15 protein-coding genes are annotated in these 13,616 nt (G+C 64.0%); 12 read left to right on the plus strand and 3 right to left on the minus strand.

All coding sequences use genetic code 11. The features are described from left to right. The 3 genes from cobU to NKH33_RS08500 all read left to right on the plus strand — a co-directional run. Window positions 1-564, plus strand: a 564-nt coding sequence (gene cobU, locus NKH33_RS08490) for a bifunctional adenosylcobinamide kinase/adenosylcobinamide-phosphate guanylyltransferase (RefSeq protein ID WP_352918905.1), incomplete at its 5' end; no start/stop codon positions are given. 1 nt (window position 565) lies between these two features. Next, window positions 566-1,183 (plus strand): cob(I)yrinic acid a,c-diamide adenosyltransferase, encoded by a 618-nt coding sequence (gene cobO, locus NKH33_RS08495; RefSeq protein WP_352918907.1) that lies wholly within the window; start codon window positions 566-568, stop codon window positions 1,181-1,183. Window positions 1,184-1,682: 499 nt separating this feature from the next. After that, entirely contained in the window at window positions 1,683-1,997 is a 315-nt protein-coding gene (locus tag NKH33_RS08500) for a hypothetical protein (protein WP_352470255.1), read from the plus strand. 25 nt (window positions 1,998-2,022) lie between these two features. Here NKH33_RS08500 and cbiB read toward each other — a convergent pair whose 3' ends face one another. Further along, entirely contained in the window at window positions 2,023-2,994 is a 972-nt protein-coding gene (gene cbiB, locus NKH33_RS08505; protein WP_352918908.1) for an adenosylcobinamide-phosphate synthase CbiB, read from the minus strand. Between cbiB and cobD the strand changes: the two genes are divergently transcribed. The 3 genes from cobD (at window position 2,993) to NKH33_RS08520 (ending at window position 5,822) form a co-directional block, all read left to right on the plus strand. After that, entirely contained in the window at window positions 2,993-4,048 is a 1,056-nt protein-coding gene (gene cobD / locus NKH33_RS08510; protein ID WP_352918910.1) for a threonine-phosphate decarboxylase CobD, read from the plus strand. The genes cbiB and cobD overlap by 2 nt on opposite strands. After that, window positions 4,045-4,548, plus strand: coding sequence for a tyrosine phosphatase family protein (locus NKH33_RS08515; RefSeq protein ID WP_352918911.1), 504 nt, complete (start codon window positions 4,045-4,047; stop codon window positions 4,546-4,548). Before cobD ends, NKH33_RS08515 begins: the two co-directional genes overlap by 4 nt. A 119-nt stretch (window positions 4,549-4,667) precedes the next feature. Beyond that, window positions 4,668-5,822 (plus strand): serine hydrolase domain-containing protein, encoded by a 1,155-nt coding sequence (locus NKH33_RS08520; protein WP_352918912.1) that lies wholly within the window; start codon window positions 4,668-4,670, stop codon window positions 5,820-5,822. Between the two features lie 64 nt (window positions 5,823-5,886). On the opposite strand, the gene NKH33_RS08525 is transcribed toward NKH33_RS08520, so the two are convergent. Both NKH33_RS08525 and NKH33_RS08530 read right to left on the minus strand, forming a co-directional pair. Beyond that, window positions 5,887-6,690, minus strand: a complete 804-nt coding sequence (locus NKH33_RS08525; RefSeq protein ID WP_352918914.1) for a creatininase family protein — start codon at window positions 6,688-6,690, stop codon at window positions 5,887-5,889. A 57-nt stretch (window positions 6,691-6,747) separates the two neighbouring features. Continuing rightward, window positions 6,748-7,131 (minus strand): RidA family protein, encoded by a 384-nt coding sequence (locus tag NKH33_RS08530; RefSeq protein WP_352470263.1) that lies wholly within the window; start codon window positions 7,129-7,131, stop codon window positions 6,748-6,750. Window positions 7,132-7,407: 276 nt separating this feature from the next. Here NKH33_RS08530 and NKH33_RS08535 point away from each other — a divergent pair, with 276 nt between their 5' ends. The 6 genes from NKH33_RS08535 (at window position 7,408) to NKH33_RS08560 (ending at window position 13,616) form a co-directional block, all read left to right on the plus strand. After that, window positions 7,408-8,412 carry an ABC transporter substrate-binding protein gene (locus NKH33_RS08535; protein ID WP_352815816.1) on the plus strand — a complete coding sequence of 335 codons (1,005 nt, stop codon included), beginning with the start codon at window positions 7,408-7,410 and terminating at the stop codon, window positions 8,410-8,412. Window positions 8,413-8,415: 3 nt separating this feature from the next. Then, window positions 8,416-9,258 (plus strand): ABC transporter ATP-binding protein, encoded by an 843-nt coding sequence (locus NKH33_RS08540; protein WP_023676548.1) that lies wholly within the window; start codon window positions 8,416-8,418, stop codon window positions 9,256-9,258. Next, on the plus strand, window positions 9,245-10,096 hold the full coding sequence (locus tag NKH33_RS08545) for an ABC transporter permease (protein ID WP_352539641.1): 852 nt from the start codon (window positions 9,245-9,247) through the stop codon (window positions 10,094-10,096). Before NKH33_RS08540 ends, NKH33_RS08545 begins: the two co-directional genes overlap by 14 nt. Before the next feature lie 17 nt (window positions 10,097-10,113). Beyond that, complete coding sequence (locus NKH33_RS08550) at window positions 10,114-11,412, plus strand: cytosine deaminase (protein WP_352919147.1); 1,299 nt, start codon at window positions 10,114-10,116, stop codon at window positions 11,410-11,412. After that, window positions 11,409-12,809 carry an FAD-binding oxidoreductase gene (locus tag NKH33_RS08555; RefSeq protein ID WP_502906728.1) on the plus strand — a complete coding sequence of 467 codons (1,401 nt, stop codon included), beginning with the start codon at window positions 11,409-11,411 and terminating at the stop codon, window positions 12,807-12,809. Before NKH33_RS08550 ends, NKH33_RS08555 begins: the two co-directional genes overlap by 4 nt. A gap of 225 nt (window positions 12,810-13,034) precedes the next feature. Then, window positions 13,035-13,616 carry an NAD(P)H-dependent oxidoreductase gene (locus NKH33_RS08560; RefSeq protein WP_352681637.1) on the plus strand — a complete coding sequence of 194 codons (582 nt, stop codon included), beginning with the start codon at window positions 13,035-13,037 and terminating at the stop codon, window positions 13,614-13,616.

A 13,616-nucleotide genomic window follows, 5' to 3' on the forward strand; every position in this document is an offset into this window, starting at 1 on the left:
GCGGCCGCTCCCCGGCCAGGGCCACCTCCCTGCGCCACCGCTTGGCCTCCCCGCGCGGCGGGGGCACTCACCGGGGTCTTCGGCGGGGCGCGCTCCGCAAAGCGCGCGCATGCCGAGAGCCTGGTGACGGTCGGCCCGCCGCCTTGGAGCTATATCGCCACGGCGCAAGCCTATGACGACGAGATGCGCCAGCGCATCGCGCTGCACCGCTCGCGCCGCGGCGCCGGCTGGACGACCATCGATGCGCCGCTCGACCTTGCCGGCGCGATCGAGGCGCTGCCTGACGGCCAGCCGGTGCTGATCGATTGCCTGACGCTGTGGCTGACCAACCACATGCTGGCCGACCATGATGTCGAGGCCGAATGCCGGAGGCTGGCCGATGTGCTGTCGCGGCCGCGTGGGCCGTGGTTCGTGGTGTCCAACGAGGTCGGCCAGGGCATCGTGCCGGACAATGCGCTGGCAAGACGGTTTCGCGACGCCGCCGGCCGGCTGAACCAGGACGTCGCGGCTGTTGCCGGCACCGTGCTTTTGATGGTGGCGGGGCTGCCGCTCAAGGTGAAATGACATGGCTGATACTATCGATCCCAAGGACGAGGAACGCCACCGCGCCAAGATGGCCAAGCGCAAGGCGGTGCAGGACGCAGAGGTCGCGGCCAAGACGGTCGAGAAGGGGCTGCTGATCGTCAACACCGGACCGGGCAAGGGCAAGACCACGGCCGCCTTTGGGCTGGCACTCAGGATGCTCGGCTATGGCAAGCGCGTCGGCGTCGTTCAGTTCATCAAGGGCAAATGGCACACCGGCGAGAAAGACGCCTTTACCGCCTTCGGCGACCGTGTCGTCTGGCACGCCATGGGCGAAGGCTTTACCTGGGAGACACAGGACCTGAAGCGCGACATCGCGGCGGCCGAGGCTGCCTGGGCGAAAGCGCTGGAGCTGATGGCCGAGCCGTCGATCAGCCTCGTGGTGCTCGACGAGCTGAACATCGCGCTGCGCTACGACTACCTCGATCTCGAAAAGGTGGTCGCGGCGCTGAAGGCGCGTCGCGAAGGCCTGCATGTCGTCGTCACCGGCCGCAACGCCAAACCGGTATTGGTCGAGGCGGCCGATCTGGTCACCGAGATGGGCGTGACCAAGCACCACTTCTCCGCCGGCGTGAAGGCGCAGCAGGGGATCGAGTTCTGAGGGGTTTGCTGGCGCCTCTTCTTCCTTCTCCCCTTGTGGGAGAAGGTGGATTGGCGCGCAGCGCCAAGACGGTTGAGGGGTGCTGGCCGGGGCGCTGTTGGTGCCAAGCTGGAACACCCCTCATCCGGCCGCTTCGCGGCCACCTTCTCCCACAAGGGGAGAAGGGAAAGCCGCACGAAGCGGCTCGCCCCTGGAATGGTAAGGGTGAGGGGCGGCGCCGACCTGACGCGATTATTTGAGGCGTAGCCTTATTTTGTTCTTGCTTTGTGCGGGCAGCTATGCTACTAATTTGGCTATGGTGCTAATTGGGCTCCAACGACCCGTCGCTTGGCGGGTTTTTTGTTTCGCCTGAGATCGGGCGAAGATCACAACAGAATTACGACCGTCGAGATTACCCCAAACAGTGCGATCAGCAGAAAGTCGGCGATCCGGTAGAGTTTCAGTGCCGCCGGATGTCAGGGGATAGAGTTCTGGTCGCTTGCGAAGCTGGAGATTGTTCGTGGACCAGGCGGTAATCGTCTATCTTATTCTCAATGATGGTCAGTTTGGTGCCGCTGACGAACGCGAATCCATTTATGCGCTCGAGGATCGGCTAGAGAAAGCTATCGAGGATGCATCGGTCGGCGAGTTTGACGGTGACTTGTTTGGTGAAGGCGAATGCATCCTCTACATGTATGGGCCAAACGCTGAACGACTTTTTGTCGTAGTCGAACCCTTATTGAAATCTTCTCCCGTAGCTGCCGGTGGGTACGCGATCAAAAGGTTTGGCGTGGAAGCCGATCCGAGCGCAAAGGAAGTCCGTGTTACCTGGTAGGTCGGGTGCCGACCCATTCGGACGTTCACGCGGCGATGACGATCACCGCGATGATTCCGAACAGCGCGATCAGCAGTAAGTCAGCGACGCGGTAGAGTTTGAGGGCCCGTCGAATGTCGGTGCTCTCGACATCATCGCGCCGGCCGCCTTCGCCCATCAGTGCGTCTTCGACCATAACGCCGTCATAGGAACGGGGGCCGGCGAGCGCCAGGCCGAGCCCGCCGGCCATCGCTGCCTCCGGCCAGCCGGCATTGGCCGAGCGGTGTTTTTTCGCATCGCGCCGCACGGCGTGCCAGGCGCCCTTGGCGTCGGCGCCCTTGACCAGGAAAGCGGCGAGTACGATCAGCAGCGCCGTCAGCCGCGACGCCGGCAGGTTGATCCAGTCGTCGAAGCGCGCCGCCGCCCAGCCGAAGGCTTCGTGGCGCGGGGTGCGATGGCCGATCATCGAATCGGCGGTGTTGGCGGCCTTGTAGGCGACGCCGCCGGCGAGCCCGCCGATACCGAGCCAGAAGGCCGGAGCGACGACGCCGTCGGAGAAATTCTCGGCCAGGCTTTCGATCGCGGCGCGGCAGACAGCGGCCCTGTCGAGCTTTTCCGGGTCGCGGCCGACGATCCGCGAGACGGCAATGCGACCCATATCCAGTCCGCCGCTGTCGAGTGCGTCGGCGACCGCTTCGACATGCTCGGCCAGGCTCTTCTGCGACAGCAGCGACGTCGCCAGGATTGCGGTGACCAACAAGCCGAGGGGAATGCTCCAAAGCAACGTTTCGAGCCAGAGGGCGAGGGCGGCCGGCACCAGCACGATCACCAGCAGCGCGACGACGCCCCAGCGGCGACGGTGGGCGTCGGAATCAGTGGCGCGGTTGAGCCTGCGGTCGAGAAAGGATATCAGCCTGCCGAACCAGGTGACGGGATGGCCAATGGCATCGAAGAGCCGGGCCGGGTAGCCGAGTACAAGTTCGATGGCCAGCGACAGGAAAGTGATCAGGATCGGCATGAAGTCTCTTGATGGAGTGACGGCGGCAGTGGACCACGGCGGAAGCCTTGGCCGGGCGAGGGCGCTTTTCCCTCACGCGCCGCTGCCTTTCGTCGACCTCTCGACCGGGATCAATCCGCACTCCTACCCGCTTTTCGATTTGCCCGCCACCGCCCTGTCGCGATTGCCGGAAACAGCGCGCAGCCGCGACTTGGCTGAACTCGCGGCAAGCGCCTATGGCGCCCCGTCGGCGGCGAATGTCGCAGCGGCGCCCGGCACGCAGATCCTGTTGCCGCGCGTCGCTTCCCTGGTCAGCCCGGGCAGGGCGCTGGTGCTCGGGCCGACTTATGCCGAGCATCGGCGGGCAGCGGCGATCGCCGGCCATGCGGCGGCTGAAGTCGATGATTTCGAAGCCCTGGCGGCGGCCGACCTTGCCGTCGTCGTCAATCCCAACAACCCGGACGGGCGCGTCGTCGAGCGCGAAAGATTGCTTCGACTTGCCGGGACATTGCGCGCCAGAGGTGGGCTGCTGGTGGTCGACGAGGCCTTCATGGATGTCGGCCCGCGCAGCGAAAGCCTGGCCGGCGACGTCGACCAGGGTGGCATCGTCGTGCTGCGTTCGTTCGGCAAGTTCTTCGGCCTGGCCGGCCTGCGGCTTGGCTTTGCACTGGCCGATGCGCTGACGGTCGAGCGGCTGGAGGCGCAATTCGGGCCATGGGCGGTTGCCGGGCCGGCGCTCGAATATGGCATAAGGGCGCTTGCCGATACCGGCTGGCAGGCCGGGATGCGGCGCCGTCTGGCCGAGGATGCCGCACGGCTCGATACGCTGTTCGGCCGCTTCGGCGTGCCTGTCGCCGGTGGCACCACGCTGTTCCGCTATATCAGGCTGGCGGGCGCCGCCGGCCTGTTTTCGGTGCTCGGCCAGCGCGGCATCCTGCTTCGGCATTTCGCCGGCCGGCCGGATGTGCTGCGCGCCGGCCTGCCGGGAGCCGACGAAGAATGGCGGCGGCTCGAATCGGCACTTGCCGGCTGGGCCTCGCGGCGCGACGATGGGTCCAAGGAGACTTCGCGATGATCCATGTTTGTTCCCTGGCAAAAATCGAGGAAACGGTGGCAAGGACCGGGGCCGAGCGGCTGCTATCGCTGCTTGCCGCCGGAACGGAAGTGGTGCGCCCGGCCTCGATCACCAGGGAAAACCATCTGCATCTGGTCATGCACGACATTGCGGTGGCGCAGGAGGGCATGACGATGCCGGGCGAGGAGCATGTCGTGAACCTGCTCGATTTCGCCCGCCAATGGGATCGGTCGCGGCCGCTGGTGGTGCATTGCTATGCCGGCATCAGCCGCTCGACCGCCTCGGCCTATATCATCGCGGCAGCGCTGGCGCCGAAGCGCGACGAGGCCGAACTGGCCGAGACGCTGCGCGCGCTGTCGCCCACGGCGACACCCAATCCGCGGCTGATCGCAATTGCCGACGCACTGCTCGATCGCAGGGGCCGGATGATCGAAGCGATCCAGGCGATCGGGCGCGGCGCGGATGCTTTCGAAGGCACGCCGTTCGAATTGAAAATCTGAGCCTAAAAACAAATTCCAGGAAAAGTGCGCAGGAGTTCTAGCACACGGCCAAGGGGCGAATGATGATCGGGAGATTTTTGGCCATCGTTGTTGGCGTGGTCTGCGCGACAGGCAGCGCCATGGCCGCGTCCATGCCGGCTCTCAAGTCGATCGACCTGGCAGCACTCCAAGCCACTGTCGAGGGTTTGGCCAAGGAACTTATGCTGCCCGGTGCCATGGTTTTGCTCAAGACTCCGCGGGGCAACCTCGTCTTCGGCTACGGTACGACTGAACTGGGTGCCACGAACCCGCCACGCGCCGATACCCACTTCCGTGCGGCCTCGAACACCAAGACGATGACCGCGGCTGTCATCGTGCAACTGGTGCAGGAAGGGAAACTGAGCTTCGCCGATCTGATCTCGAAATACGTCCAGCGCGTTCCCAACGGCGACGAGATAACCATTCGGCAGCTCATAACAATGCGGAGCGGCCTCCCTAACTTCACCAATGCGCCGGAACTTGCCGAAAGCCTGGACAAGTATCCTTACAAGGTATGGACCGCTGATGAAGTACTCGGCATGGCGTTCAAACGGCCGCCGGACTTCGCGCCGGGTGCCGAATTCGAGTACAACAACACCAACTACTATCTGCTCGGCCTTGTTGCCGAGAAGATCGACGGCAAGCCGCTCTCGACCATCTTCCGGGACCGCCTGTTCGGGCCGCTCGGCATGAAGAACACCGCGTTGCCGCCGAGCACGTCGAACGCCATCCCTGAGCCATACTCAAACGGCTATCTCTATGGCAGTACTTCGTACGCCCTGGCTGATGCGCCCTATCCGGACGACCTCCAGGCTGCGGCCAGGGCGGGAACGCTCAAGCCCAACGACGACACATGGCAGAACCCGTCCGCCTACTTTGCGGCTGGCGGAGTCATCTCCACCGCGGATGACCTCGCGACCTGGATGCGCGCGCTGGTCGGGGGCAAGCTCTTCAATGCCGACTTCCAGCGGCAGTGGCTTGCAAGCCCTGAGGCGCCGGAGCCGGGCGAACCCGCCATGCAAAAATACGGCTATGGCATCCTAACGCTGACTTTCGGGCCTAACGAGATCTACTATCACGAAGGCGAGATGCCCGGTTACCAGTCCTTCATGGGCTACGATCCGGCCAATGATGTCACCCTGGTCATATGGACCAACCTGACTCTCGCGCTCGACGGCCAGGCGACCGCCAACACCTTGATGGTGAAGATACTCGACGAAATCTACACGGTGTCGCCGCTTCAAGACGTGAAGTGAGGATCCTCGCGCCCGAATGGAATCGCCCCTCGTGAGCGAGGCCTGAGGTGGTGGGATCAAACACCTACGCCAACCAATCCGCCAGCTTTGCCTTGCCCACGTCCCTCAGCAGGCCGATGAAGCCGTCGGCCTGATGTTCGGCGGTCAGCCGGCCTTTTTCGGCGGTGGCAATGCTGGCGTCGCCGACCACGCCATTCGGGTTGAGGTCGCTGGCGATCCAGGCGAAGGCGTGCGTTCCGGTGTGGCGCAGCAGCGAAAATTCCTTTTCGGCGCGGGCGACCTTGGACACGAAATTGTCGGCCTTGGCCATGTCGACGAGGTCGGGCCGGAAATGCAGCATCAGCGAGGTCTCGACGTCGCCGCCATGAATGCCGTGGTGGTCCTCGAGCTCGGTGTACATGCCGGCCGGCCGGCCAAAACGCTGCCAGCTGGTCTTTACCGCCAGCATCTTTGCCCGCACGCGCAATTCGCGGGTGATGATGCCCATGATCTCCTCATTGCCGCCATGCGAGTTCACGACAATCAGTTTTCGGACGCCGGCGCGCGCGACCGACAGGCCAAGTTCGGTCCACGCCTCGACCAAGGTCGTCGCCGGCAGGGTGAGGGTGCCCGGCGCATGCAAATGCTCGTTCGACTTGCCTACCGCCTGGACCGGCAGGATGCGGATGTCGAGATCGCCGGGCAGGCGCGCGATCACCGTTTCCAGCATGCCGTTCATGATCGAGGTGTCGGTCGAGACCGGCAGATGCGGGCCGTGCTGCTCAATCGCCGCCAGCGGCAGAACGGCAATGGTCGCCTCAGGATCGACGGTCGCGTATTCGGTGGTCCGGTAGTCACCCCACCATACGCGTTTTTTTGCAGCGGTCATGTCATGCCCTCTTGAACCGACAAGCCCAGACCTAACGCGGGAACGATCGGCTGTCGATCATCCCGCCGCAATGACCTCGATCTCGACCTTGAATTCCGGCCGAGCAAAACCGGACACGATCATCAGCGTCGAGGCCGGCGCCGGGCTGGCAAACAGCCGGTCGCGAACCTCCATATAGGGCCGCAGGAAGGCGCGGTCGGTGACGTAGGTGTTGATGCGGACGATGTCGGACAGGCCGAGCCCGGCCTCGCCGAGAATCGCCGCTATGTTCTGGAAACAAAGCTCGGCCTGTGCGCCGGCCTCCTCGGGGATCTGGTCGTCCGGGGTGATTGCGACCTGGCCCGAACACAGCACCAGCCGCTTGCCGGGCGGCAGTTCGACACCATGGCTGTAGCGGGCGAAGGGCGGCTTGATCGACTTCGGCGTGAGAAATTTGAACATGGCAATCTCCGTTCACGGCAGCCTAAAGCGGGATCGATGCGGGCATCAAGATGGCGGTGCATGTCACGAGGGCGATTGTGGACAGGCGATCAAAAAATAGGCACGATGTCTTTCGTACAGCATGACCCGTCCGGCCTTCGCGCCGCCATTGCTCAGGCGGGCATTGCACAAGCGGGCGGTCCCGGCGCAACGCGCCGGTGGCATGTGTCTTGCTTCTTGAAACAATGGTGTCGAGCCCGACGCGTGACGCGCCGGAGCGAACAAAGGGTGGTGTGGATGTACGGAAAACTCAAGATTTCGGCGGGCGTGATCGTGCTGCTTGGCGCAGGCACGCTTGCCGCGGCAGCGAACGAAAAAGTCACCTTCGGCACCAACTGGCTGGCCGAGCCGGAGCATGGCGGTTACTACCAGGCCGTGGTGGACGGCACCTATGCCGCCTGCGGCATCGACGTGACGATCATGCAGGGCGGCCCACAGGTCAGCGGCCGGCCGCTGCTGCTGGCCGGCAAGATCGATTTTTACATGGGCGGCAATCTGCTGTCGGCCTTCGATGCCGTGCAGCAAGGCATACCGATGCGCGTCGTGGCGGCCGACTTCCAGAAGGACCCGCAGGTCATCATGTCCCATCCCGGGCAGGGGCTGGATAAATGGGAAGACCTGAAGAACGCCGACCAGTACATCCTCGGCGACGAAGGTGCGCAGACCTTCTTCCAGTGGATGGTCACCGACCTCGGCTTCGATGCCGCCAAGCGCGTGCCCTACACCTTCAACCCGGCACCGTTCATCGCCAACAAGAAGTCGATCCAGCAGGGTTACGTCACCTCGGAGCCATTCGCCGTCCAGAAGCAGGGCGGTTTCACGCCGAACCAGTTCCTGCTGGCCGACTATGGCTGGGACACATATGCAACGACGGTCGAGACCATGCAGGAGACGATCGACAAGCGTCCGGAGGTGGTCCAGTGCTTCGTCGATGGCTCGGCCAAGGGCTGGTACAATTATCTCTACGGTGACAACAAGGCCGCCAACGAAATGATCAAGAAGGAAAATCCGGACATGACGGATGAGCAGATCGCTTTCTCGATCGAGCAGCTGAAGAAGTTTGGCGTGGTCGATTCCGGCGACAGCGAAAAGCTCGGCATCGGCGCCATGACCGATGCGCGCATCCAGAGTTTCTACGACAAGATGGTCAAGGCCAAGGTCACGCCGGCGGGCATCGACATCAAGAAGGCCTACACGTTGGCCTTCGTCAACAAGAGCGTCGGGCTCGACCTGAAGAAGTAGGCCGTGAAGCTGGAGAAAGTGGCGCAACAGCCAGGAAGCGTATCGGGGCCGACGCTGTTGGCGCTGCGCGGTGTCGGCAAGGTGTTTTCCAACGGCGTCACCGCGCTCAGCAATGTCGAGCTGACGATCCGGGAAGGCGATTTCCTCAGCCTGCTCGGACCGTCCGGCTGCGGCAAGTCGACGGCGCTGCGGCTGATTGCCGGCCTGTCGACCCCGACCTCGGGCGTGCTCGACTGGCGCGGCAGCGGTGCCCTCGAGCGTTCGAATATCGGCGACCGTTCAAATATCGGCTTCGTCTTCCAGGAACCGACGCTGCTGCCCTGGGCCGACGTCTTCGACAATGTCTGGCTGCCGCTGCGGCTGAAGGGCGTGTCGCGTGCCAAGGCGGCGCCAGCGGTGATGGAGATGCTGGCGCGGGTTCACCTGACCGGCTTCGAGAAGGCCGTGCCGCGCGAACTGTCGGGCGGCATGAAGATGCGCGTCTCTATCGCCCGCGCCATGGTGACCAAGCCGCGCATTCTGTTGATGGACGAGCCGTTCGCCGCACTCGACGAGATCACCCGCTTCAAGCTCAACAATGACCTTCTCGAGCTATGGCAGGATGAGCGTTTTACCGTCGTTTTCGTCACCCACAGCGTCTTCGAAAGCGTATTCCTCTCCAACCGCATCGTCGTCATGGCGGCGCGGCCGGGCCGGGTGTTTGCCGAGCTTGCCGTCGATGCATCCTATCCGCGCGACGAGGCGTTTCGCACCTCGCCCGACTATGCCGCGCTCTGCCGCCAGGCATCCGACGTGCTGATCGGCGCCATCAACTCAACTGCCGGACCGCATCATGACGGCCATTGAAGAACCAGTCCTGGCACTCGACCCGGAGGAGGCGCGCCGCGTCCGCCAGGAGCGCTTCGAGCGCATCGGCAGATGGCTGCTGCCGCTGGTGATCATGATCCTGGCCATCTGGCTGTGGGACCGCATCTGTGTCTGGAACGACATCCCGAAATACATACTGCCGCGCCCCGGCGTGGTGCTGCAAACGCTGCACGACGATGCCGGGCTGCTGTTCTCCTCGCTGCTGGTGACACTCAGGATCACCTTCTTGAGCCTGCTCCTCGCCGTGGTCGGCGGTGTCGGGCTGGCAGTGCTGTTCGCTCAGTCGAAATGGGTGGAGATGTCGTTCTTTCCGTTCGCCATCGTGCTGCAGGTGACGCCGATCGTCGCGATCTTTCCGCTGATCAATATCTATGTCGACAACCAGACGACGAAGCTTTTGCTTTGCGCCTGGATCGTCGCCTTCTTCCCGATCCTCTCCAACACCACGCTCGGCCTCAATTCCGTCGACCGCAATCTGCGCGACATGTTCAAGCTCAACGGTGCGACCCGCTGGCAGCAATTGCGCTATCTGCGGCTGCCGGCGGCGATGCCTTATTTCCTCGGCGGGCTGAAGATCGCCGGCGGCCTGTCGCTGATCGGCGCGGTGGTGGCAGAGTTCGTCGCCGGCGCCACCGGCCAGTCGTCCGGCCTCGCCTCGCGCATCATCGAGGCCGGCTACCGGCTCAATGCACCAAGACTGTTCGCGGCGCTGATCCTGATCTCGCTCACGGGCATCCTGATCTTCCTGGTGCTGTCGCTGATTTCGCATCTCATTTTGCGGCGCTGGCACGAGAGCGCGCTGAGGCAGGAGCGGTGATGGTGAGCAGCGCCGCCTTGATACCGGCTTCTGGTTCCTACCATCTTTCCAACGTCCGGCTTCACGCGTCGCTGACGCCGGGGCTTGCGGCTGCCTTTGACGCCGACGGATTTGCGCTCGCGGACATTGCCGTCGCCGATGGCAAGATCTCCGGGATTACGGCGCATCGATCCAACGCACCGGCGGACGCCACCGACCTCGGCGGCCGCATCGTGCTGCCGTGCTTTGTCGACTGCCACACCCATATCGACAAGGGCCACATCTGGCCCCGAAAGCCCAACCCGGACGGCACCTTCATGGGCGCTTTGAACGCCACCGGCGCCGACCGCGCGGCGCGCTGGAGCGCCGACGACGTTGCCCGCCGCATGGATTTTTCGCTGCGCTGCGCCTACGCGCACGGCACCAGGGCGCTGCGCACGCATCTCGACAGCGTCGCGCCGCAGGAAGAGATCTCCTGGCCGGTGTTCGAGGCGATGCGGGAGAAATGGCGCGGCCGCATCGAGCTGCAGGCGGCCTGCCTGCTCGGCATCGAAGGCGTGCGCGACAGGAAATGGTTCGAGAGGCTGGCCAAGCGGGTGGCTGCCGCCAAGGGCGTGCTCGGCGTCGTCACCTATATGATGCCGGACCTCGAAGAACTGCTCGACCAGGTGTTTGCGCAGGCGATCAAGCATGGCCTCGACCTCGATTTCCATGCCGACGAGACCGACGATATCGCGGCGATCTCGTTGAAGAAAATCGCCGAAGCCGCCCTTTGGAACGGTTTTGACGGGAACATCCTGGTCGGCCATTGCTGCTCGCTGGCACGCCAGCCCGATCTCGACGTGCTCGACACCCTGGATAAGGTCGCCAAGGCCGGCCTGGCGGTGGTGTCGCTGCCGATGTGCAATCTCTATCTGCAGGACCGGCGAGGCGACAGGACAACGCCGCGCTGGCGCGGGGTGACGCTGCTGCACGAGATGAAGGCGCGCGGCATTGCCGTCGCCGTCGCCTCCGACAATACGCGCGACCCGTTCTACGCCTATGGCGATCTCGACATGCTGGAGGTCTATCGCATGGCGACGCGCATCCTGCATCTAGACCATCCCGTCGCCGACTGGCCGCAAGCTGTCACCGCAACGCCGGCCAAGGTGATGCGGCTCGATGGTTTCGGCACGCTTGCCGCCGGAGCGCCGGCCGATTTCGTCGTCTTCAGGGGGCGAAGCTGGACGGAATTGCTGTCGCGACCCGAATCGGACCGCATCGTCGTGCGCGACGGCCAGGCGATCGAGCGCCAGCTGCCCGATTATGCCGAACTCGATGATCTGATGGTGGAATGATGGATATTGCGGCGCTCAAGCGCGATCTGGACGGTTTGAAGATCGACGACCATCCGGCGATCGTCCAGCAGAAGAGCCGCGACTTCTACTGGTACAGCCCGGTGCTGAAGCAGCAGCTCGATCACGTCACCGGCGACCTGATCGTGACGCCGAAAACCGAAGACGAGGTCGTCCGCATTCTCGCCGCCTGTCACCGGCATGGCGTCCCGGTGACGCCGCGCGGCAGCGGCACTGGCAACTACGGCCAAGCGATGCCCTTGTCCGGCGGCGTCGTGCTCAATCTCGCCGAGATGAACGCGGTCAAGACGATCGCCCCCGGCCGTGTCGTCACCGGCCCCGGCGCCGTGCTCGCCGACATCGACAGAGCGACGCGGGCGCATTCCGGCCAGGAGCTCCGCATGTCGCCGTCGACCTACAACACCGCATCGATCGGCGGCTTCGTCGCCGGCGGCTCCGGCGGTATCGGCTCGATCCGCTGGGGCGGACTGCGCGACCTCGGCAACGTCATCCGGCTGAGGACCGTGACGATGGAGGCACAGCCGCGGGTCATGGAGCTCACCGGCGAGGACGTGCTGAAGGTCATGCACGCCTACGGCACCAACGGCATCATCACCGAAGTCGAGATGCCGCTGACCGCCAGCTATGACTGGATCGACGTCATCGTCGGCTTCGACGATTTCATGGATGCGGCCGGCTTCGGCAACGACCTCGCCATCCAGGACGGCATACTGGCAAAACTGGTCACGCCGATCGCAGCACCCATCCCCTACGATTACTTCAAGCGCCACCAGCGGTTTTTCCGGCGCGGCCAAAGCATCGTCGTCCTGATGATCGCACCGCATGCGATGGATGCCTTCCTCGCCTTCACGGCGCGCAGCAAGGGCGAGATCGTCTTCCGCGCCGACAAGGAGGCCGATCTCAAGGGATTGCCGCCGGCCTATGAGCTGACCTGGAACCACACGACGCTGCGTGCCATCCGGGTCGATCCGACGATCACCTACCTGCAGACCCGCTACCCGTCGCCGGACCACCTCGGCCACGTCAAGGCGATGGTCGACCGCTTCGGCGACGAGGTGCCGGCGCATCTCGAATTCATCCGCTTCGACGGCGCAATCGGCATTGCAGGGCTGCCGCTGGTGCGCTTCACCACGGCGGAGCGGCTCGACGAGATCATCCGCATCCACGAGGACAATGGCTGCTGGATCTTCAACCCGCACCGCTACACGCTGGAAGAAGGCGGCATGAAGCGCACCGACGAGGTGCAGCTCGCCTTCAAGCGCGAAACCGACCCGCAAGGGCTGCTCAATCCGGGCAAGATGATCGCCTGGGAAAACCCGGACTATGATTATCGCTCGGGCAAGTCGTTCCTGTTCAAGGGGCTGGAGAAGGCGGGTTGAGACGATGACGGGCGTGTGGCGCTGTACCCCCCTCTGGCCTGCCCTCTTTGCCACCACTTGGCATCTCCCCCGCAAGGGGGGAGATTGGCAGTTCCATCGTCTCGACCATCTTCCAACGTCGTCGAGTGGCGAACGCGATACTGACAGCCGATCTCCCCACTTGAGGGGGAGATGCCCGGCAGGGCAGAGGGGGGTGCTTGGTGCCGACTTGCGAGATGTTCTCCTGTGAACATTCTCGTCCTCTATGCTCATCCTGTGGAGACCAGCTTCAATGCCGGCCTGCACCGGACCATCGTCGAGCGGCTGAAAGCGGCCGGCCATGTGGTCGACGATTGCGATCTCTATGCCGAGGGTTTCGATCCCAGGCTGACGCACGCCGAGCGGCTGTCCTATCACGACGCGCGCAGTGCCGGCGATCCGGCGGCGCCTTATGTCGAGCGCCTGTTGCGGGCCGAGGCGCTGGTGCTGTCGTTTCCGGTGTGGAACTTCGGCTATCCGGCCATTCTGAAAGGCTTTTTCGATCGCGTCTTCCTGCCCGGCGTGTCGTTCAAGCTGGTCGACGGCAAGGTGCAGCCGTCACTGCACAACATCCGCAAGGTGGTCGCGGTCACGACCTATGGCGGCAGCCGGTTCCGAGCCATGCTGATGGGTGACCCGCCGCGCAAGCTGGTCAAGCGGGTGCTGCGTGCGACGATCAAGCCCGGCGGGTCGGTTTCCTACCTTGCGCATTACTCGATGAACCTGTCGACAGAGGGCAGTCGGACGAGGTTCGTGGCGAAAGTCGCGGCCAGGATCGACGCGTTCTGA

Source organism: Mesorhizobium sp. M1182 (assembly GCF_040318335.1).
Taxonomy (GTDB): Bacteria; Pseudomonadota; Alphaproteobacteria; order Rhizobiales; family Rhizobiaceae; genus Mesorhizobium.

Excerpts from the sequence above, each read along its gene's own strand:
- NKH33_RS08515 (WP_352918911.1), top strand. The coding sequence starts at position 4,045 with ATGATCCATGTTTGTTCCCTGGCAAAAATCGAGGAAACGGTGGCAAGG.
- cbiB (WP_352918908.1), bottom strand. The coding sequence starts at position 2,994 with ATGCCGATCCTGATCACTTTCCTGTCGCTGGCCATCGAACTTGTACTC.
- NKH33_RS08535 (WP_352815816.1), top strand. The coding sequence starts at position 7,408 with ATGTACGGAAAACTCAAGATTTCGGCGGGCGTGATCGTGCTGCTTGGC.
- NKH33_RS08520 (WP_352918912.1), top strand. The coding sequence starts at position 4,668 with ATGGCCGCGTCCATGCCGGCTCTCAAGTCGATCGACCTGGCAGCACTC.
- NKH33_RS08555 (WP_502906728.1), top strand. The coding sequence starts at position 11,409 with ATGATGGATATTGCGGCGCTCAAGCGCGATCTGGACGGTTTGAAGATC.
- cobO (WP_352918907.1), top strand. The coding sequence starts at position 566 with ATGGCTGATACTATCGATCCCAAGGACGAGGAACGCCACCGCGCCAAG.
- NKH33_RS08545 (WP_352539641.1), top strand. The coding sequence starts at position 9,245 with ATGACGGCCATTGAAGAACCAGTCCTGGCACTCGACCCGGAGGAGGCG.
- NKH33_RS08525 (WP_352918914.1), bottom strand. The coding sequence starts at position 6,690 with ATGACCGCTGCAAAAAAACGCGTATGGTGGGGTGACTACCGGACCACC.
- NKH33_RS08530 (WP_352470263.1), bottom strand. The coding sequence starts at position 7,131 with ATGTTCAAATTTCTCACGCCGAAGTCGATCAAGCCGCCCTTCGCCCGC.
- cobD (WP_352918910.1), top strand. The coding sequence starts at position 2,993 with ATGAAGTCTCTTGATGGAGTGACGGCGGCAGTGGACCACGGCGGAAGC.